This window comes from Halostagnicola sp. A-GB9-2, from assembly GCF_030068615.1.
GTDB lineage: Archaea > Halobacteriota > Halobacteria > Halobacteriales > Natrialbaceae > Halostagnicola.
Map to the genome: position 1 here is coordinate 16140 of NZ_JASJOC010000015.1, position 19867 is coordinate 36006.

The 19867-nt window shown below is 59.2% G+C and carries 22 protein-coding genes and 1 pseudogene; 13 read left to right on the top strand and 10 right to left on the bottom strand.

Translation table 11 applies throughout. From position 1 onward, the window contains the following. Positions 1-33: 33 nt before the first annotated feature. The 3 genes from QNM96_RS20620 to QNM96_RS20630 all read left to right on the top strand — a co-directional run bounded on the left by QNM96_RS20620 (position 34) and on the right by QNM96_RS20630 (position 4083). Entirely contained in the window at positions 34-3168 is a 3135-nt protein-coding gene (locus QNM96_RS20620) for a PAS domain S-box protein (RefSeq protein WP_283838690.1), read from the top strand. A 111-nt stretch (positions 3169-3279) separates the two neighbouring features. Then, entirely contained in the window at positions 3280-3588 is a 309-nt protein-coding gene (locus QNM96_RS20625) for a HalOD1 output domain-containing protein (protein WP_283838691.1), read from the top strand. A gap of 270 nt (positions 3589-3858) precedes the next feature. Beyond that, positions 3859-4083, top strand: a complete 225-nt coding sequence (locus QNM96_RS20630) for a glycine zipper 2TM domain-containing protein (RefSeq protein ID WP_283838692.1) — start codon at positions 3859-3861, stop codon at positions 4081-4083. Positions 4084-4122: 39 nt separating this feature from the next. Here QNM96_RS20630 and QNM96_RS20635 read toward each other — a convergent pair whose 3' ends face one another. The 3 genes from QNM96_RS20635 to QNM96_RS20645 form a co-directional block, all read right to left on the bottom strand. Next, positions 4123-4908, bottom strand: a complete 786-nt coding sequence (locus tag QNM96_RS20635) for a PHP domain-containing protein (protein ID WP_283838693.1) — start codon at positions 4906-4908, stop codon at positions 4123-4125. Between the two features lie 156 nt (positions 4909-5064). Beyond that, positions 5065-6072 carry a TIGR04024 family LLM class F420-dependent oxidoreductase gene (locus QNM96_RS20640; protein WP_283838758.1) on the bottom strand — a complete coding sequence of 336 codons (1008 nt, stop codon included), beginning with the start codon at positions 6070-6072 and terminating at the stop codon, positions 5065-5067. 198 nt (positions 6073-6270) lie between these two features. Next, a complete protein-coding gene (locus tag QNM96_RS20645) occupies positions 6271-6591 on the bottom strand; it encodes a hypothetical protein (RefSeq protein ID WP_283838694.1) in 321 nt (106 codons plus the stop codon). Between the two features lie 109 nt (positions 6592-6700). Between QNM96_RS20645 and QNM96_RS20650 the strand changes: the two genes are divergently transcribed. Beyond that, complete coding sequence (locus tag QNM96_RS20650; RefSeq protein ID WP_283838695.1) at positions 6701-8113, top strand: FAD-binding oxidoreductase; 1413 nt, start codon at positions 6701-6703, stop codon at positions 8111-8113. 194 nt (positions 8114-8307) lie between these two features. Next, positions 8308-9168, top strand: coding sequence for a UbiA family prenyltransferase (locus tag QNM96_RS20655; protein ID WP_283838696.1), 861 nt, complete (start codon positions 8308-8310; stop codon positions 9166-9168). Between the two features lie 32 nt (positions 9169-9200). Here the strand turns inward: QNM96_RS20655 and QNM96_RS20660 are convergent, their stop codons facing one another. Further along, positions 9201-9449: a hypothetical protein gene (locus QNM96_RS20660; RefSeq protein WP_283838697.1), complete on the bottom strand. Its 249-nt coding sequence runs from the start codon at positions 9447-9449 to the stop codon at positions 9201-9203. Between the two features lie 283 nt (positions 9450-9732). Here QNM96_RS20660 and QNM96_RS22980 point away from each other — a divergent pair. From QNM96_RS22980 to QNM96_RS20680, 3 genes and pseudogenes are all read left to right on the top strand, one after another. Beyond that, a pseudogene (locus tag QNM96_RS22980) lies at positions 9733-10221 on the top strand (type II toxin-antitoxin system death-on-curing family toxin). Between the two features lie 25 nt (positions 10222-10246). Next, positions 10247-10387: a hypothetical protein gene (locus tag QNM96_RS20675; protein WP_283838700.1), complete on the top strand. Its 141-nt coding sequence runs from the start codon at positions 10247-10249 to the stop codon at positions 10385-10387. Between the two features lie 141 nt (positions 10388-10528). After that, positions 10529-11014, top strand: a complete 486-nt coding sequence (locus QNM96_RS20680; protein ID WP_283838701.1) for a GNAT family N-acetyltransferase — start codon at positions 10529-10531, stop codon at positions 11012-11014. 37 nt (positions 11015-11051) lie between these two features. Here QNM96_RS20680 and QNM96_RS20685 read toward each other — a convergent pair whose 3' ends face one another. After that, entirely contained in the window at positions 11052-12230 is a 1179-nt protein-coding gene (locus QNM96_RS20685) for a redox-regulated ATPase YchF (RefSeq protein WP_283838702.1), read from the bottom strand. A gap of 155 nt (positions 12231-12385) precedes the next feature. Between QNM96_RS20685 and QNM96_RS20690 the strand changes: the two genes are divergently transcribed. Next, positions 12386-12796, top strand: coding sequence for a DUF2267 domain-containing protein (locus QNM96_RS20690; protein ID WP_283838703.1), 411 nt, complete (start codon positions 12386-12388; stop codon positions 12794-12796). A 36-nt stretch (positions 12797-12832) separates the two neighbouring features. On the opposite strand, the gene QNM96_RS20695 is transcribed toward QNM96_RS20690, so the two are convergent. Then, on the bottom strand, positions 12833-13255 hold the full coding sequence (locus QNM96_RS20695; protein ID WP_283838704.1) for a DCC1-like thiol-disulfide oxidoreductase family protein: 423 nt from the start codon (positions 13253-13255) through the stop codon (positions 12833-12835). Between the two features lie 175 nt (positions 13256-13430). Beyond that, positions 13431-14162, bottom strand: coding sequence for a GNAT family N-acetyltransferase (locus QNM96_RS20700; protein WP_283838705.1), 732 nt, complete (start codon positions 14160-14162; stop codon positions 13431-13433). 411 nt (positions 14163-14573) lie between these two features. Between QNM96_RS20700 and QNM96_RS20705 the strand changes: the two genes are divergently transcribed. After that, positions 14574-15062 carry a hypothetical protein gene (locus tag QNM96_RS20705; protein WP_283838706.1) on the top strand — a complete coding sequence of 163 codons (489 nt, stop codon included), beginning with the start codon at positions 14574-14576 and terminating at the stop codon, positions 15060-15062. Here QNM96_RS20705 and QNM96_RS20710 read toward each other — a convergent pair. Beyond that, the gene (locus QNM96_RS20710; RefSeq protein ID WP_283838707.1) at positions 15054-15653 is read right to left on the bottom strand and encodes a hypothetical protein; all 600 of its coding nucleotides are present in this window, start codon (positions 15651-15653) and stop codon (positions 15054-15056) included. The genes QNM96_RS20705 and QNM96_RS20710 overlap by 9 nt on opposite strands. Before the next feature lie 661 nt (positions 15654-16314). After that, positions 16315-16974 (bottom strand): helix-turn-helix domain-containing protein, encoded by a 660-nt coding sequence (locus QNM96_RS20715; protein ID WP_283838708.1) that lies wholly within the window; start codon positions 16972-16974, stop codon positions 16315-16317. A gap of 222 nt (positions 16975-17196) precedes the next feature. Between QNM96_RS20715 and QNM96_RS20720 the strand changes: the two genes are divergently transcribed. The 3 genes from QNM96_RS20720 (at position 17197) to mce (ending at position 19022) form a co-directional block, all read left to right on the top strand. After that, the gene (locus tag QNM96_RS20720) at positions 17197-17619 is read left to right on the top strand and encodes a universal stress protein (protein WP_283838709.1); all 423 of its coding nucleotides are present in this window, start codon (positions 17197-17199) and stop codon (positions 17617-17619) included. 256 nt (positions 17620-17875) lie between these two features. Further along, positions 17876-18397, top strand: coding sequence for a plastocyanin/azurin family copper-binding protein (locus QNM96_RS20725; RefSeq protein WP_283838710.1), 522 nt, complete (start codon positions 17876-17878; stop codon positions 18395-18397). Positions 18398-18638: 241 nt separating this feature from the next. After that, positions 18639-19022 (top strand): methylmalonyl-CoA epimerase, encoded by a 384-nt coding sequence (gene mce / locus QNM96_RS20730; protein WP_283838711.1) that lies wholly within the window; start codon positions 18639-18641, stop codon positions 19020-19022. Positions 19023-19093: 71 nt separating this feature from the next. Here mce and QNM96_RS20735 read toward each other — a convergent pair whose 3' ends face one another. Further along, the gene (locus tag QNM96_RS20735) at positions 19094-19732 is read right to left on the bottom strand and encodes an FAD-dependent oxidoreductase (RefSeq protein ID WP_283838712.1); all 639 of its coding nucleotides are present in this window, start codon (positions 19730-19732) and stop codon (positions 19094-19096) included. Positions 19733-19867: the final 135 nt, after the last annotated feature.

Sequence of the window (19867 nt, forward strand, 5' to 3'; positions counted from 1 at the left end):
GAAGCTTTTACTTCCAGAGCACTGACCGCCTGCATGAACAGCGGTCCCGAGGTGGCCAGTCTTTCGTCGATCCGCGTTCTCGTCGTTGGCACACCGGCGTGGACGGAGTCCGTCGCGTCGTCGCTCGAATTCGGTGACGTTTCCGTCGAGGGACCAGTCAGCGACCTCGACGATTCCGACCTGACGGATGTGAACTGCCTACTCACGGACGACCACTCGCTCTTCCCGAACGGAAACGTGCAGTGTCCAACCGTCGTCGCTATCGACGGCGGCGACACCGATCAGGCCGAACGACTGCTCGAAAGCGGGGCGACGGACGTGATACGAGGGGATGAAGCGCAGAACGCGGAGCTGTTAGAACATCGAATCCGCCAGGCGATCGACTCTTCGGCGGCGTCATCGCCGTCGGTCGACCGAAATAGATTATGTCGGGAACTGCTCGCTTATACGCGGGAGCCGGTGTTGGTTCTGAACAGGGAACGGCGTCAGATTTTCGTGAGTCCAGCGATCGAACGGTTCACCGGTACCGGCCCCGAAGCGTGTCGCGGTGAGACGGTCGATGACGTTATCCATCCGGCAGACGTCTCCGACTTCGTCGGCGCCTTCGAGGACATCCGTGCTGGTGGCCCCGAAACCACGACGACTTGCGAATACCGCTTCTGTCACGCGGACGGATCGTGGCACGTCCACGAGGCAGTTCTCACGAACAAATTCGAGGACGAAACTATCGGCGGCGTCGTCGTATCGATACGAGATGTCACGGAGAATACAAAAATCGAACAGGAACTCCGCGAATCCTTCGAACGAGTAACGGACGCGTTTTTCGCACTCGACTCGAGTAACAGATTTTCCTACGTGAACGATCGCGCCGAAGAGTTCTTCCAGTGCAACAGGTCCGAGATCGTCGGACGACACTTCCTCGACGTGTTCCCGGAACTCGCAAACACTGAGTTCGAAGCACAGGCGCTCGACGTACTCGAGTGTCAAGAGCCGCGGACGGTCGAGGGCTACATCGAACGATATCAGCGGTGGATCGAAGCCCGATTTTTCCCCTCCGAATCCGGCCTCTCGGTGTACTTTCGAGATATCACCGAGCGAGTTGACCGCGAACAGACCCTCCTCGAGCGAACCGAGCGACTCGAGACGCTCCTCGAAAACGTTCCGTTGATCGTTTCCGTTCTCGATGACGACGGGAAATTCACGTTTGCGGAGGGAAGAGCACTCAAAAACCTCGGATTCGACTCCGGCGAAGTTGTCGGCGAATCGTTTTTCGAAACGTTCGAGGAGTATCCGGAGGTCCGTGCGGACGCAAACCAGGCACTCGACGGCAACCCCGTCCATTCGCGAAGAACAGTCGGGGAACGGGTCCTCGAAACGTGGTACCGTCCCGTTTTTGACGAGGAGGAATTGGATCGAGTCATCACCGTCTCGGTCGACGTGACCGAGCGTGCGCAGTACGAAGAGACGTTGAGCACGCTTCAGGAGGCGACGCGGCACTTGCTTTCCGTCGATTCGAAACAGGAGGCCTGCGAGTACATCGTCGACGTTGCCGACGACGTACTCGACCTCGATACCGTCGTCTTTCGCTTCGACGAACGCGCGAACGAACTCGTCCCCGCAGCGTACGCCTCGGATATCGAAGACTCGGTCGGGGTTCCGACACGATTCAAACCGAACGAGAGCATCACCTGGGAAACGTTCGTGACCGGCGAGCCACGATGGTTCGACGACGTTCGAGACTCGCCGGTGGTGTACAACGAATCGACGAACATCAGAAGCGGCCTCTACGTCCCATTCGGCGATCATGGCGTTCTGGCTGCCGTCTCGACGGAGCACGGTCAGTACGACGAGGAGACGTTCGAACTCGTGAAACTGTTCGGTGCGACCGCCGAAGCCGCACTGGACCGCATCGGTCGAACCCACCGCCTTCGAGAACGCGAACAGGAACTCAAACAGCAGAATATGCGCCTCGAGCGAATAAACCGTGCGAGTCAGTTGCGAGAGGAGATCGAAGAGCACCTGTTACGTTCGAACACGCGAAGCGAGATCGAACGCGGAATCTGCGAGCAACTTGTCGAGATGACGGAGTGTTCGTTCGCCTGGATCGGCGAACCCGACCCCGGCGGAAATCACATCGTCCCCCGGACGAACGCCGGACGTGGAGCGGAGTATCTCGAGGAGGTTTCCGTCACGACCGTCGATGATTCGGCGACTGAACCGGCTGGACGGACGGTCCGTTCGGAAACACCGACGTACATCGAAAACGTCGCCAGCGAACTCCGGAACGGCGAGTGGCGAACGGCCGCACTGTCTCGCAACTTTCAGTCGGTCTACTCGGTCCCGCTCGTGTACGACGATTTCATGTACGGAGTGTTGACCCTCTACGGAACCCAGTTCGAGGCGTTCGACGAGACGATCAGATCGATGCTCGAAGAACTTGGGGAAACGATTGCATACGCGATCGATACCGTCAAACGAACGAATCCGCTGACCGAAAGCGGCCGAACCGAGATCGAACTCGAGATCGAGGACGGCTCGGTTCTGAACGAGATAGCTGAAACGTTCGACACCAGTGTTTGGCTCGAGGGAGCGATTCCACAGTCCGACGGATCCACGATCGTCTTCGCACGGACGACTAACGTAACCGACCCCGATTGGACGTCCCTCGAGGGGATCAGCGACGTGTCGACAATTGTGGACGGCGATGATAGTTCGACGATTCAGCTCCGACTGGATACGGAGTTCTTCGGTTCCGTCGTCGAAACGAACGGCGGCGTGTTACGAGAATTCTTCACAGACGAATCGGGAACTCGAGCGACGGTCGATGTCCCCCACTCGGTCGACGTTCGCGAAGTGATATCCGGAATCAATCGACGCGGCTTCGACTCGAGGATGATCGCGAGACACGAGAAGTCTTCGGAGACGCAGCCAGTTCTCGGCGCGAGTTCACGAAATCTCCTCCTCGAGGAGTTCACCGAGCGACAGCGGGAAGTCGTCCAGACCGCGTACCACGGCGGGTTCTTCGAGTGGCCCCGCCGAACTACCGGCGAAGAAGTCGCGAGTTCGCTCGACATTTCATCGCCGGCGTTTCATAAACACGTTCGGTCGACTCAGCAGAAGGTGTTCTCGTCACTATTTGATTCGGAAATTACCTCCGAAGACGGTTAATCAGTTAACCCCCAACTGAATGAGTCATTATACAGTTAACGGCCAAACTCTTTACGACCACTACCAAAGATGGCGCTGTCTCCGAACAGCGTATGGGGATACGCATATACCATGACCGAAATGACTACACAATCTTCGTTCACAGCAACTGATGAGGAGTACTCCGTACAGTATGATAGACTCGGTAACGAACCGCTGAGTGTTGCCGTTGCCGAAGCGGTCGCAACGTTCTGCGGTGAAGATGTCACCGAACTCGAGCCGCTACATTACACTATCAACGCCGACGCACTCGAACGATTGTTCGAGCCACGAGCGGACGGTCTCCGATCGGGCGGATCGGTTACGTTCGAATACAACGGTTGCGTGGTTACAGTAACCGCTGCCGGCGAGATTGCCGTCGAATCGGACACGCTCGAGTGACTCGAGTCGGCGCAAATACACCTTTTCCGGCCAGTCGTTAACCGGTGCCTCGCTCGCCGAAATACATATTTAGTGCGGCGTGGTAACACAGATCATGGCAAAGCGAAAATCACCGACCACGATGAAAGAGATCAGCCACACGCCGCCGACCGGGAACTCGGTTACGAACGTCTGGAAACGAGGGAGCGACGAGTGAATTACTCCTTTCTAGGGCTTCCTGTACCGAACTGACGGGCAATATTTATCCCTCTCAATCACCAAATCAGACATATGAAAGGCGAAATCAAACGTCGACTGAGCCGTGCGCGATACGCAGCGATGGGAGCCGCGGCCGGCGCGGCAATTGGTGGACTGGTAAGCCGGAACGGAGCGAGCACCGGCGGCGCTATCGGCGGCATCGTCGGCGCTGTCGTCGGCGAAAAACGCGTCGCCGCCAGTACGTTCGTCAACCGGGTCAAAGACCGAAATCAAGAGCAAATCGCGGATTCGAACTGAGCCGATAGTCACCGCGTCGACCGCCCATTCGAATCGTTGCTATTCGACCCGTTCCAATCCAGGCGGATCGACGGGCGTGACTCCCTTTTCGTCGACGAATTCCTGCAGAAACGGCGTTCGATTTTCGACCTCGGCGGGCGCGTGACTATCAGAGCCGATCGTAAACGCAACGCCATGATCGAGTAGGATCTCGAGAAGCCCCGGACGGGGATGGACGATCGCGCGATCTCTCAGTGCTCGGCCGGCGTTGATCTCCGGAACCGTTCGAGAGTCGTCGAACGCGCGTGCGATCCGCTCGTACTGATCAATCGTTGCGCGCCCGGCCAGCGGACTGGTTCGCTCGAACAGGTCCAGATGGGCCGCAACGTCGAAAAGCTCCGATTCGATCAACTGGACGAGCGACTCGACGTACTGCTCGACGAGGTCGTCGAGTCCGGCGTCCGACTCGTCGCTGAAGTGAGACGGAACCTGCACGTTTCGACCGGCCAGCTCGTGGACGCTTCCGATCGCGTAGTCGAAGTTCGCTTCATCAAGGAACGATCGAATCTCCGCTTCGTCGTCCGGATGGTAGTCCATCTCGACCGCGTCGTAGACCGCAATCTCTGTCTGTTCTCGCACTCGCTCGATACCACGCCGCCGACGCTCGTAGGTCAAATCGAGGTTGAAGCCGTGTGTCGCACGCATCGACTGCGGACGGTCGCGGGTCGAGATTGTACAGTGATCCGTTACGCCGATTCCCCCGAGACCCGCCGATTCCGCGGCTCGGACCATTTGCAACAGAAAGGTGCCGTCGGAATAGTTCGAATGCAGATGGAAATCGTGCATACGCCTTCCATCAGCGGCTGGATGTTAGTTCCTTCGTCGTCGTGGGTGAGTTGTAGAGTGCTCGAAGCCGATTGTGACACTCGAGTCGAACTCTACGACCTCGATCCGAAGCGGCCGGAACGCTCGTCTCCTCCGCGTCATCGAAACGCCGTCGATCTATACCAACTCGCCGAGCGCTTCCATCGTCGTTTCGATGTCCTCCTCGGTCGCCCCTCGGACCGATCCGACTCGAACGGCGTCGACGCCGTCGATCTCGCCATACTCCTCGACCCACTCGCGGACCTCCTCCGGCGTTCCTGCGGGCGCGAGTTCGTCGAGCAGGTCGTCGGGAAGCGCCGCCGCCATCGCGTCGGTATCGCGCTCGGCCCAGGCGTCGCGGATATTCGAAACGGCCTCCGAGTAGCCCTGTTCGGCGACGGAATCACCGTAGTACGGGCCGTAGGCACCGAGCATGAACGCGATCGTCGACCGTGCGAGGTGACGCGCGCGCTCGCGGTCTTCCGAGGCGATGGCGCGAACGAGCGGGCTCACTCTAATATCCGAGAGAGCTTTCCCGCCGAGTTCAGCGCCTCGTTCGAGGTCCTCGAGTCGGTTCTCGAGCCCGTCGGAAGTGAACATCTGCGGGGCCCAGCCGTCGCCGAATCGACCCGCCATCTCGGTCGCCTTCGGACCGAGCGTCGCGACGTCGATCGGCGGCGGATTTTCGGGCAGGTCGCGCTCGTATTCCAGTCCGCCAATATCGAAAATCTCGCCCTCGTACGCCGGCGTTCCGTTCTCGTAGACCGCCCGGATAATCTCGATCGTTTCGCGGGTTCGCCGGAGCGGCCGGTCGAACTCGACGCCGTGCCATCGTTCGGTGATCGCCGGCGAACTCGGGCCGAGCCCGATTCGGTACCGTCCGTTCGAAACCTCCTGCAGGGTGAGGGCGGTCTGGGCTAACATCGCCGGCGAGCGACCGAACGGGGAGATGACGTCGTTCGTGACACCGATTTCGTCCGTTCGATCGGCGATGAGCGTCAGCACGGGGACGATGTTCCAGCCCGTCGTCTCGCCCATCGTCACGCGGCTGAATCCGAGTTCCTCCGCGAACCGTGCGCGATCGGCTGCGGAACCGGGGTCCTCGTGGTTGCTGAGGATCATCAGGTGGTCGAGTTCCGCGTTCACGGTTCTTCCCTCCGGCCGGCGTTCGCAACTGCTGTTGCCATCATCCGCATTGACATGTTGATTCATTATAAATCTCTCCGTCGGGGAAATATCCTCGTCGGAAAGACCACTTGGACCGGCCGAACGGTTCGACCGGCTCGGTACTGTCGGTTCTTCGGTAGGGCTGAGCGCTAATCATCCCGAGAACGCGACCGCCGGTTATTGATCGTCCAGAACGTCGTCGCAGATTTGCTTCGCCGCCTCGAGGTGTGCCGTCGCCTCCTCGTTATTCGGCGTTTCGGCCTCCTCGAGAAGCCGCTGTACCTGCCGAACACGTGTCTCGATCACCCGTTTCTCCAATCCGGGCGTTATCGCATCTTCAGCGACGGCTTCCGCCTCGCCGAGCCATCGGTTTGCCTGCCGATCGATCGGCAGTGAAGCGGTCGCCTCGAGGTGGTCGTAGAGCGCGGTTACCTGCGATTCAATCGAATTCGATCGATCCGGAAGATTCGACACGAGTCGACGGACGGCTTCGATCACCGTGAGAGTTCGCCTCCCGGTACATTCGATCCTGCGAGCAGATATCGAACCCGACCACCTCGCACGAGACGGTGGAAACGTTGATATCGGTCGTGGCCAATGATGGCCTATGTCATACGACTGCTCGTTCCTCGCGGACCTCCGGCTCGAGGACGGCCAGTTCTCGTCCGACGAAAGTCACCTCGAGAGCCACGCGGCCGATTGGGGTACCCAGGAAACTGATCGCGCGGTTGTTCCCGATGCGGTCGTCTATCCCCGCTCCACCGCCGACGTCTCCGCAATCCTCGCGGCGGCGTCCGATCGGGGCGTTCCAGTAACCCCCTACGCGGCCGGAACCGGTCTCGAGGGCGGTGCCGTTCCCGCGTCGGCCGGGATCAGCCTTGATCTGACGGAAATGGATCGAGTGGCGGACTACCGACCCGAAGATTTTCAGATCGACGTCGAACCGGGGATCATCGGGTCGGCCGTGAACGAGCACGTCGCCGAGGACGGGCTCTTCTTCCCGCCGCTTCCCTCCTCCGGCGACATTTCGACAATCGGCGGCATGATCTCGACCGACGCGAGCGGTATGAAGACCGTCAAGTACGGCGAGATAGCAGACTGGGTGCTCCACCTCGAGGCGGTGCTGGCCGACGGAACCGTGATCGAAGCCGGCTCGAGGGCGGTCAAGACCTCGAGCGGCTACAACTTGAAGGATCTTCTCGTCGGAAGCGAAGGAACTCTAGCCGTGATAACGCAAGCGACGCTCGAACTCGCCGGGCGGCCGGCCCAGGTCCGTGGCGGCCGGGCTATCTTCGAAACGCTCGAGGATGCCACCAGAGCGGTTTCGGACTGCGTTCAGGCGGGCGTCGACGTGGCGAAGATCGAAGTTGTCGACGGGCTGAGCGCGACGATGGCCAACGAGTACTTCGGAACCGAACTCCCCGACGCGCCGATGGTCTTTCTCGAGTTCCACGCGAATCACGGCATCGACGAGGAGGTCGAATTCTGCCGGGCGATCTTCGAAGATCACGACGTGTCCCGTTTCGAGATGAGCGACGACGATGACGAGATGGACGAACTGTGGCAAGTGCGTCGGGAACTCGCCTACGCCGTCGCGACGTACGATCCGGGCCTCGAACCGATCCAGTCAGGGGATGTGACGGTCCCCATAAGCAAGTATCCGGAGATCGTCCGGACGGTCAAACGCCTCGCGGCGGAACACGATCTCCTCGCCCCGTGTTTCGGACACGCTGGCGACGGGAACCTCCACTACACAGTGCTCGTCGATTACGACGATCCGGTCCACCTCGAAACCTGCAAGGACCTCTACGCGGAAGTCGTCGATCGTGCGATCGGCCTCGGCGGCACCGCGACGGGCGAACACGGCGTCGGACTCGGCAAACGAGACTACCTCGAGGACGAACACGGCGGTGCAGCCGTCGACGCGATGAAAGCGATCAAGCGGACGCTCGATCCGGACGGGATTCTTAACCCAGGGAAGATCTTTCCTGACGACGAGAGCCGTCGAGCCGACGATTAATCGGCTCGGAGGCGGCCGTGATTCGGACGACGAGAACGGGCTGTCAACCCAGCACCTCCCCAAACCAGGACGTCATCTCGCAGTGGACGGAGACGGCAGTGCAGCTTTGCTGTGGACCTCCCTCGTTACACAATAGAGCTCGGACACCGAAATTTGGCTGCGGTATTATAGGTTACTCCCTCGTTACTCGTGCTATGGAACTGGCACGACACGGGTCCGGCCTCGAGGCGACGACTCGAGCCTATCTGTCACAAGTCCATCCCGTGTTCATGTTGCCGCCGCTCGCCGCCTCGGTATTCGGCGCGCTTCTCGCCCAACGAGTCGACCCGGCGCTAGCGGCGATCCACGTGCTCGCGATATTTGCTGCGGTGTACACTGCCCACGTCAAGGACGGCTACGTCGATTTCCACCAGCGGGGTGAAGACGACGACCACCCGCTCACCGAGACGGGATGTCGGCTCGGACTCGTGGCCTCGACATCGGTCTTCGTCGGTTGTTGTGCCCTCCTCTGGCTGTTCGTCGGGCCGGTAGCCGTCGCGCTCACCGCGCCGACGTGGGTAATCGCGTACCACCACGCCCCGCAACTCGATACGAACCCCGTGACGGCGACGACGGGGTATCCACTGGGAATCGCACTCGCCATCGTCGGCGGGTTCTACGTCCAGACCGCGACGCTGACTCCCGTCGTGGTGGCGTTCGCACTCGTCTTTCTCACGCTTCTGTCCGGCGTCAAGGTGATCGACGACTCGCAGGACTACGACTACGACCGATCGATTCGGAAACGAACCGTCGCGGTCGTACTCGGCCCCGAACGGGCAACGGCGGTCGCGTACGGACTGATGCTAACGGCACTGCTTGCGGTCGTCGGATTCGCGGCCGTCCGAGTCTTTCCCCCGACCGCCGTTCTCGCCTCGGTGGCGTTCGGCGTCGTCGCGCTCTTCGCCCGCCGGAGCGGACCGGAAATCGCCACGATGCTCCTCGTTCGCGGCTCCTACGTCTTCCTCGCCATCCTCGTGGCGGCCGTCTGGTTCGAACCGCTGGCCCGGTTCCTGTGACCAGCAGTTCGCTCCGGAAGCTGAACGTCTGCCTACAAAACTACCAGCGCGTACAGGACCGATAGCGAGATACTGAACAGTCCGAGTCCAGCGAGCAGGTAGCCGACCCAGCTTCGGCGCATCACTGTCGACAGTTTGTAGCCGAAGTAGGCCGCGAGAAACCCCACGATCGGAATCATGAGCGAGCCGAACGCCGAAAGCGCCGCACCCCACAGATAGGCCGTATTTTCCTCGTGTGCACGCTCTAGGTCGTCCATCAGCGATGGCGTTGTGGTTGTCATGTCTCTCGAGGGCCAGTACGATTTCGCCGGATTTAAACTGACCGGTCAGTCAGCAGATCACCGGGTAATGAACGGAACGGAATGTTAACCGAACAGCGTCTCGTCGTGGAGAATCCAGGACTCTCCGGCCGGACTCAGTCGGCTGGAATGTTCACGAGGCTGTCGAAACGATCTTGATCAGTACTTCTGAGTACACACAACGTACACAACGGATAAATACAGCCAGACTCCGTGAGCTGCAATAGCAAGGATTACCTCGGGTGCAGTATGATTGAACGAACGAATGGCAGACTCGTTCTGGTATCCGTCAGTGGGCGACGTTCTCGCCATCCACGACGACACCGTATCAGAGTATTCTGACACGCACGCTGGCGTCCAGAATCGTGGAGATATCGAGTTTGCCTTGAACTACATCGAGAGTGGGAGTTTTGGGACGGTACCCGAGACCATTCACGAGAAAGCGTTTCACCTCCTCTGACTGTTGGTAGCAAATCATCCGTTCGTCGATGCAAACAAACGCACCGCGCTCAACACGACGGTCGTGTTCTACTTCCTCAACGGATATCGGTTCGTGTACGACGACGAAATCAGGACGATCCTCAAGCAGTTCGGCACGGATCAGGCAACCGTCGACGAAACGGAAACCCTCGAATACCTTCGATCTCACACCGAAGAAATCGACCTCGCAGGTGAAATCGAACAGTGGCGCGACGATCTCATCCGGTACGGACTGGACGAACTAACCGGCGACTCGTCTAACCCGAACGATTAACCGCAGTTGGGGCGATACAACAGCTATGGCGACCAAGGAAAGTTCAGAGTCCGATACTCCACTCGATGAAGTGATGGAGGATATCCGAAGTGAGCTCGTCCGGCGGGTAGCAGCAGCTGACCGGGACGCAAATCGAGACATCTACGACGCGCTCGAAAACGAGTAGCGTGCCTCGGTTCCGATTTACCACTATTTGTCGGATTTCTGTACGACGGATTCGCAGCATCTCTCGTAGAGCAAATGAGTAGCGTGCTAGATCCCAACACACCGGGCGAAACCTGAAGAACGAGCGTTGAGGAATCCTCGTATGGAACTCGTGGAAGCTAACGCAGACGACCTCGATGCGCTCGTCGACCGTTGGTACGACCTCGCAACGGGGATGGAAGAGTACTCTGAGTTGAACGAACTCGCCTACTCGGGCGTTCACGAGGTCCCCGACGACGGCTTCCGCGCTCACCTCGATGACGAGGACATCACGGACTATCTCATCGTTCACGAAGGCGAAACGATCGGCTTCGTCACTCTCCGCGAGGACCGCCACCCCTCCCGAAAGTACTCGAAGTACCTTCGCATCGTGAACATCGCTATCGACGAGGACGATCGGAGTCACGGTCACGGCACGGCGGTCGTCGAGCGCGTGAAAGAACTAGCTCTCGAGCGAGGGTGTGACCATCTCAAAGTCTCTTGTGAGTGGCAGAACGAGGGTGCACGCCGTTTCTACCGCAATACGGACTTCCAACCGAAACAAGTCGACTACGTACAGTCACTGGAGCAAGGCGAAGTACGCCTCTGACCGCTCCAAGAGCCGATGAGGAAATAGTATTTAGTTGTCAGTTAGTACTCACGATCTTGACGACATCGCCTTCCTCGAGTTCGTGCGTATCCCCGATCTCCCGGCTCGATTTCGCGTCGACGGCGTGGAGGTAGCCGTCGCCGATATCGGAGTGGACCGCGTACGCGAGGTCGACCGGGGTCGAGCCGTCGGGGAGCAAGAAGGCGTCGGGCAAGACGTTCCCGCTCCCGTCGGACCACTTCGAGGCGTCTTCGACCGGATACGCGGTAAAGTACTCGAGCAGGTCGTAGACAGCGTAGTTCAGCGCACCCTGTACGCCCGTGCCGTCCCAGTTGGTCATCGTCTCCGAGAGTTCCTTGAGCGCCTCGCGCTGTGCCTCGTTCACGCCGTCGCTGATCTCGACCGTTTCGTCACCCGGGTCGTATTCCGCGAGCCCGCCGTCGGCGGCCCGTCTGAGCGCGAGTTCTCCCTCCGCGGTCGTTGGTATGACGGGCTTGTCGAGCTCGAGCAGTCGCTCGACGTTTTCTTCGGGCGCGATATCGATCTTGTTCGCCGCGACGACGATCGGTTTCGTGCGTCGGCGAACGTCTCGAGCGAGCGCCTCTCGGTGCTCGTCGGTCCACTGGATCGGGTCGTTGGGGTACTCGAGGTCACGGAGGACTCGAGCGACGTCCGTCGGCGTCGCTCCGAAGCCGGTTAGCATGTCGGCGAGTACGTCGTCGATGTCGAAATCCGGCGAGCGGGACTTTCGCTCAACCGACTCCCAGTTTCGGTCGACGATATCCGCCAGCCACAGGTCCATTTCCTCCTCGACGAAGTCGATGTCCTCAAGCGGGTCGTGCTCGCCGATGTCGACCGGTTCGCCCTTCTCGTTCGTGCCGCCGGAGGCGTCGACCACGTTGACGATGACGTCGGCGTTCGTCAGCTCGTCGAGGAACTGGTTGCCGAGTCCTTTGCCCTCGTGGGCACCCGGAACCAGCCCGGCGACGTCGAGCAGTTCGATCGGGACGTAGCGCTTGCCGTCCTCGCAGTTGTCGGCGTTACAGCGCTCGTCGCGCTCGAGACACGGACATTCGGTTCGAACGTAGCTCACACCCCGGTTGGCGTCGATGGTCGTAAACGGATAGTTAGCGACGTCGACCTCCGCCATGGTCGCCGCGGTGTAGAACGTGGACTTGCCGGCGTTCGGTTTTCCGGCAAGCGCAATCGAGAGCATACCTACCCGTCGTTCGGTCCGGAAAACTGTCTTTCGGTTCGGGGAGTCGAACACCGCCGCTCGCTCGATGGGCCACTCCGCTCGATCGAATTCGGCTTCGGTCCCCTTCAACTGAAGGCTCCGAACTCATCACCGTGCCCACTGAACGGCCAGCTATGCAGTTCGAAGAATTCACCGGCAACGTGCAAAATCGCGCCCAACTCGACTCTCGAGAGGCCGCCCTGAGCATCTCGCGGGCGACGCTGACGACGCTCTCCGAACGGATTCAGCCCGGCGAAGCGGAGAACCTGGCCGCACAGCTTCCCGAGGAGCTCGGCCGGTTCCTCGAGAAGGTCGACGATGTCGAACGGTTCGATTTCGACGAGTTTGTCGACCGCGTCGACAAGCGGGACGAAATCGGCGAGGAAGATCCGTCGGAGGCGACGTTCCACGCGCAGGCCGTGGTCGACGTCCTCGCAGAAGCGGTGCAAGGAGGCGCACTCGAGGACGTTCGCATGCAACTCCCCGAAGACGACGGGTACGACGCGCTCTTCGAGATCGCCGAGAGCGAGGAGAGCCCCGCCTGAGCATCGTCTCTCGAGCGTTCAAAACCGACGAGCCGGCTACTCGAGGAATCGAGTCTGCGGGTTTCCGTCAGTATCGGGCATTGCACACCGGTCTTTCTTTCCGAACCACCGATAACGGCGATCTGCAACGAAATCGTAGGCGAAATCTCGAAGCGCGCGAGGGAGGTGTCGAAACGGCGAGAGGAGTCTATAGACGCCGCCGAGTTTTGCGGCGATCCGGATAACGGCTCCCGATTTTACGAAGGCCTCGTTCCCCTCGATCAGTACCACTGACTCGAGTTCGTCCGTCGGAAGGTCGTGTTCGGCGAGCAAGGTTTTGCCGACATCGGACTGGAGCGACGCGAAATAGAACTGCTCGTCCGTATCTCGAGGCAGGATAAACTGGACGAATTCGTTGCAGAGATTGCAGACGCCGTCGAAGAGGACGATCGGCGCGTCGTCCGGAATCTCCTCACTCATCGGATGGTTGTGATAGTGTGCGGCCGCAATTCAGGATTTCGGTTGGCCGTACCGAGAAAGGGAGTCGAAATATCGTCGCTCAAGGCACCGCTCGCCGTAGCAGTTCGGTGTTCAGTGACTCATAGCAGTTCGGTGTTCAGTGACTCGTAGTCGACGACCGACAGCTTGGTCGCCGCTACAGTTCGATCGCCATCATCACTTCGTCGGTGTACTCGCCGTTGAGCTTGTAGTGGTCCTTTCGAATAGCCTCCGTCCCCCAGCCGTGGGACTCGAGGAACTCGATGGCATCTTCGTTGACCGACGGAACGCTCTGATAGACCTTTTCGTAGCCGTTAGCGCCGGCCCACTCGAGACCTCTCGAGAGGAGGTGGGAACCGAGTCCGTGCCCACGGTACTCCTCGAGGACCCCGACGGTGAGCTCTGCGGTGTGGCTCAGTTTGTCCAACTCGGGCGCGTTGAGGTGGACCCAGCCGACGACCTCGTTCTCGACCGTCGCGACGAAGAACATCCGCGACTCGAGTTCGTTGTACCGGAGTAACGCGTTCTCGTGATCGATCTCGTCGGCGACGCTCTCGGCGACGATGTACGTTCGTTCCTCCGCAACCTGGCGGATCGCGCCGACGATGCCGGTCAGATCCTCCTGTCTCGCTGGCCGGATGTGGAACTCGAGATCCTCCGTGACGTACTCCTCTCTCGCGCCCGCGTCGATCGTTACCCTGAGCTTGTCGTTGTCGGACTGGAGACGACCGTCCCGTTTCAGTATCGCCACGTGATGGCGAAACCCACCAGCGTCGATGCGAAGCTGGGTACGAACCGTCTCGGGATCGACGGCACCCTTGCGCTCGACGTACTCGTAGATGCGTTTTCGGTCCTCGTGGCCGAACTCGAGTTCTTCACTGAAAGCCATGTTACGTTATAACATCCCAAACTACTTAATGCTTGGTCGACCACTACCAGCGTTGTTCTCGGCGGCGAGTGGGTTCGAGAGTGCTTTCGAGTCGAAATCGTTCCCGAGAGACAGCCGTCGGCGGCGCTGGACGTTCTCGGACTCGATATCGGCGGACCGCTCGTCAGCGACGTCCAGATACTATCGAGGCCCGCGTCGTCCGCCGCCTCTTCGATGATCAATAGTTCGTCGTCAATCTCGGCGAGCAAACGATCGCCGTCCGGACGCTTTTGTGCCGTCAGCGATCCAATTCCGACGTCCATAGACCACGAAACAGGAGTGAGAAGAGAAAACGCCACGACGACGTTCCCGACTGGCAACCAACGGATTGATAATCGCATCGTCGGGACCAGATAGCAATTCAGGCGTGTTATGATCGGAATCGAAGTCGCCGTCGCTGGGTGTGTTCTCGTCGCAACGGTCGGGATCGGGTTGGTCGCCCACGAGTTGTCACACGCGTTGATTTTGCGTCTCGGCAACGTCGAGTACGAGATTTCCTACTTCCCCGCACGGTCGGGAGGGGTTGTCGGTGCGCTGGCCAGTTATCCATGGGCCGTCGTCGAACCGAGCGACGCACCAACCGTGTCGACGCGGGTACTCCGGATCGCCGCACTGGCTCCGTTAGCACTTACGGTTCCAGCAATCGCGCTCACCTCGAGCGGAATCGCCCCGGCCGACGACCCCTTCGTCGCGGCGTTCACCATCGGCGTGCTCGCGTGTGCGCTCCCCAGTCCGCAAGATTTCTCCGTCGCCTTCTACGCTCATCGACACGAGCACAAATCCTCGGAAAAACACGGCTCCGACTCCGATATCGAGCCTCCGTACTCGAGGGACCCCGGTCACGGTCAGCGGTCACGATAGGACGGATTCCCGATCCAACTCACCGCGATTTGACCACCAGTGAGCGACCGCGACGAGTCCGACCGCCGCGAGAACGAGTAGAGTGAGCCAGAACGGTGACGAGAACTCGCCCAGAACTATCGCACCTCCTGAGAGGACACCACAGAGAAGAACGACAGTCCCGTACCGCCGGGGCCACGGGTCCCGAACTGGTTGTTGGCTCTGGACGTCCAGATATGACTCGAGTTGACTCGCCCGCGGACACCGTTCGACGAGACCACGATCTTTGTTGTAGTCGACGATATCGTGTTCGTCGAGTTTCGGCAGGTGCGTCTGGTACAACGAGATATACACCCGCTGTCGTTCAGAGGACGTGAGCGACTCGATAGTCGTCTCCTGTTCCCAGGCAGCAACCTGTTCGGCGAGGTTGCGAAGCTCGATCGGACCGTCGCGATCCTGCAGATATCGAAGCACGTCACGACGCCGTTGGGTCTGGAGAAGATGAAAGATATCGTCCTTCGGTAACACTGTAGGCTTGTCGTCCGAACCAACCGACGATACTGGTTCGACCGTCTGCCGTTGTCGACTTTCGTTTTCGCAACCAACACCCATCGGTTATGGTATATGTAGCCTCACCACATAAAACCGCGACTTGTCATGATTCACCGGGAAACGGGGGACGAACGGACGGGTGAGACAACCGCCTGGCGGCGACTCTCGACGGTCTGTATAGCGGTGAAAGAACCCAGCGGACCCGTATTGTTCGGGTCCAACAGGGCTTGACAGTGGGGTCGGCCACACAGCCACGAGTGGCCATAAAACGCTGATTGAGCATGAGTGATCCACAGGACACAGGGGATGTGTCCTTCGTCCGCGGCTGGGAACCGCGGTCCACCAGCACTCACAGGGATAGTCGGTAGCCAATACGTTACATCACGTCGTCGGGGTCACACCGACAGGAATGTTGTTGTACTGTCCAATATTAAAGCTAACTATGAGGGCAATATGAAACTGATCTCACTAATAAGTGCAGATATTACAAAACTTTCCCAAATAGAAACCCAAACAGCAAAATACCAACTCATAGAGGGGAGAAACTTGTCCGAGCCGGAAACGATCGACATCCGATCGAGAGTGATCGGTAGCGTGTGAGCCGAGCTATCGTGTCCTGTCCCGACGCCCCCCTACGAGTCAACGACGCTCGATGTGCTCGTCGCTCCGAGGAGGCGGTGGCCTCCTCACCACTTTTGGATGGAAAATCAATCAGCAATACTCACCGGTCCATCCCGACCGGAGCCATTCGGTTGGATAATTCAGCGCTGACGAGCGCGGAATGGCTCCGCCGTAACCGTTCGGAGAGGGCCTGATGCGAGATATCGAGTTCCGAAGCCAACTCCTCGAGTGTGACCTGGCGTGGAACATCGAAGTATCCGAGTTCGTGCGCCTTCAGAATCGTCTCGTACTGGATTTCGGTCAACGGTGTCTGGCCGTTCGACGTATCGTTCATGGAGCTGACGCGCGTGACGGTGGCCGCAAACTCGTGTTGTTCGAACAGCGAGTGACACTCCGAGACGGCCTCCCGATCGTGAAAGAGCAACTTGACGGACCACGTGCCGTCCTGTCCGCTCGCCTCGAGAATCGCGCCGTCGTTTTCCGAGACGATCTCCTGGAACGTCTTGATTCCCTGATTGAACTCGAGTCGGAGTAACCACCGTCCGTCGCTCGCGTCGTCTAACGTTGCGATTACGTCGACCGACGGATCCCGTTCGAGCGCCGATTCAACCCGTTCACGCTCCGGTCCCGAAACGTATACGAGCGGCGGTCCTTCCCCGATCAATCCGCTTACCTGAAACTCGAATGTCTGGACGCGATCGAACGTTCGAGCGAGTCCGAGGCGTTCTGCTGGGACCTCGAGTTCCACCACTGTGGTCATCATCGAAATCCACCACAAACACGTATAGACGAGTTGTGTTAGCGGTAGCCTTGCCCGCCACCATTGTCGACAGACAGTCCCGAGTTGATGAGGCTCAGTTCCAGTGATCAGTCGTGGTTCGGAACGGTCAGTTCGTGTGACGAAAGCTGGGGACGTGAAGAGTCAGCGCAAGCATAGTCAAGCCAATTGTATTTGATCGGAGCGAACGAATGTTCAGTTGAGATGTACGATACGATCCTGATCCCGACCGATGGAAGCGACGAGTCGAAAGCGGCCATCGAGCACGGAGTCGCACTTGCCGATCGACTCGGTGCGACGATCCACGGCGTGTCGATCGTTCCGGACGGGCCACACGGAGCGATGAAACGGGACGAGATGCGTGCAGACCCCGAAGAAGAGGCACAGGAAGCCATTCAGAACGTCGAAACGACGGCAAAACGCCACGGTGTCGACGTGACGAGTAGCATCCGTGAAGGTGTTCCCCAGGACGCCGTCCTCGAGTTTGCAGACGAGATCTCGGCCGATATGATCGTCATCGGAACCGTCGGCCGAACCGGCATTGATCACGTGTTACTCGGGAGCGTGGCGGAAGAAATCGTCCGCAACTCGCCTGTCCCCGTCGTAACGGTTCGACCTGAAGAGTGATCCTCGAGGACGCCGATAACTTTCTGGACGATGGCAAATGCTCTTTTGTAGGGACGAATACATCCACTGGAAAGTGGTGGACAAACCGCACCAAAGATGGAACACCTACATGTATACGAGTTGGTGAACGTCCGTAACGATGTTCGCTACAGGGGGATAACCATCAATGACAGGCGAATGACGGGCGTCTGGTTATCCCACTCGAAGCCCGATACTTGACGTGATGACCCCTGAGGATTCACTATCACGACGACGAATGATCCAGTATACAGGTGTTGCCGCCGCAACAGCCCTCGTTGCTGGGTGTAACGACGACGGGAATGGAAACGGCAACGGTAACGGAAATGGAAACGGCAACGGTAACGGAGACGACGTCGCCGAGTGGGAAGGCGTCGACGAAATCGAACTCGAGGGCCAGACATCCGGCTGGATCGGCGTCTCGCCCGATCCGATCGCCGACGAAGAGAATCCGACGCTGATCCTCTTCGAGGGCCAGGAGTACGACATCACCTGGGAGAACGCCGACGGCGACGAGCACAACCTCGAGCTACGGGACGACGGCGGCGAGGTCGTCGACGACTACGAGACCGACTTCAACTCGAGCGAGGGCGAGTCGGAGACGCTCGAGGGCGTCGAGCCGACCGACGAGATGACGAACTACGTCTGTGAACCCCACGAGAGCACGATGGACGGGGAGATACAGATTGAGCAGAACGGCGGCAACGGCGACGAAGAAAACGGCGACGAAGAAAACGGCGACGAAGAAAACGACCAGTAGCGTTTTCGGTGTTGGGGGCTACCGCCAATCCGACGGTTGTTGTCAATGTTTTGATGGCATTCGGCTCCATAGATAGCCGTTCGTCTCGGAACTGACTACCGTCGACTACGGGTTCCTCCTCGAGAAGCGGTCGCCTTCCATTTAGACTGCACTCTCGAGTGTACATTACCAGAGCGTATCGGCGTCTACACGATCTGCTCCGAACACAAGAGTAAGGCCGCCACAGCGTGATCTCGAGACGATGCACTTCGATCACGCGGGGATCGCAACCGACGATGCACAGTCGCTTGCCCAGCTGTACGCTGACCTTTTCGGCCTCGAGATCGCTCACGAAGAGGAGTTCGACGGTTTGAGAGTTATCTTTCTCGAATGTGGTGCCGGTTACTTCGAGCTTCTCGAACCGCTCGAAGAGGGGACGATCGCTCGATACCTCGAGAATCAGGGCTCCGGAATTCATCATCTGGCACTCGAAACCGCCGATCTGGAGGGTGCTCTCGATACCGCGCGCGATCACGGCGTTACGCTGATCGACGAGGAGCCCAGACCGGGTGCGTGGGGGCATTCGGTTGCGTTCCTCCACCCGTCTGATACGGGTGGAATTCTGATCGAACTCGTCGAACACTGACCTCGAGGCACCCTCACGCGAGTAATGAACCGAGACTCGCTCGTTCGAGAGCGAATCGGAAGAAAGTACTATTATCCGAAGTTTTCGATCAGCGCGTCGTCAGAATTACCGCCTACTTCGTCGATACGTTCTGCGATTGTCGTCACGAAATCGCTGAAGCCGAACACGTAGAACTGTCCGTCATCGAGGTGATCCGCCACGGCTTCTTCGAGTTCCTCGTTGCTATCAGCGTCGACGATACTGACCGCCGCACCCTCCGCTTCGAGCGCCTCGAGTCGATCTCGGTGGGCCGGCTCGTCGTCTTGATAGATCACGCTCGCGTCCTGATCGTGTTTGTGTGCAAATTCGGCGATAGCAACTGCGGGCCCGACACCGGGACCGCCTGCGACCGCGACGACATCCTCGGCCCCTTCGTAGGTTATAGCGCCCATCGGTCCCTCAACGTGTACCGTTTCCCCGCCCTCGAGGTCTGCAAGCCACGGCGAGAGGTCGCCGTCGGGATCGATCCCGACCGTGATCTCGAAGGTGTCGGTGACGGTCGCAGACGACAGCGTGTAATGACGCGCCAGTTCCTCCCCTTCGGGAGCCGCCCGAAGGAGGACGAACTGTCCCGGGAGCGCATCGAACGATTCGGGCGTCTCGAGTTCGATGGCTACCGTCTCGGGTCCAACCTCGCGAACTGCTTCGACACGAACTTTAGTTCCATCCATGAAGGCGTGTTCGATAGTCACCCGAAAAGTCGTTCCGTTCTGCGAGTGTCAATCCGTTCTTGGCGAAAAAATCTTCACTACAATAATCCCCAATACTCGCGCAAAAACGGCCTGTAAACCGGTACTACCGGCAAC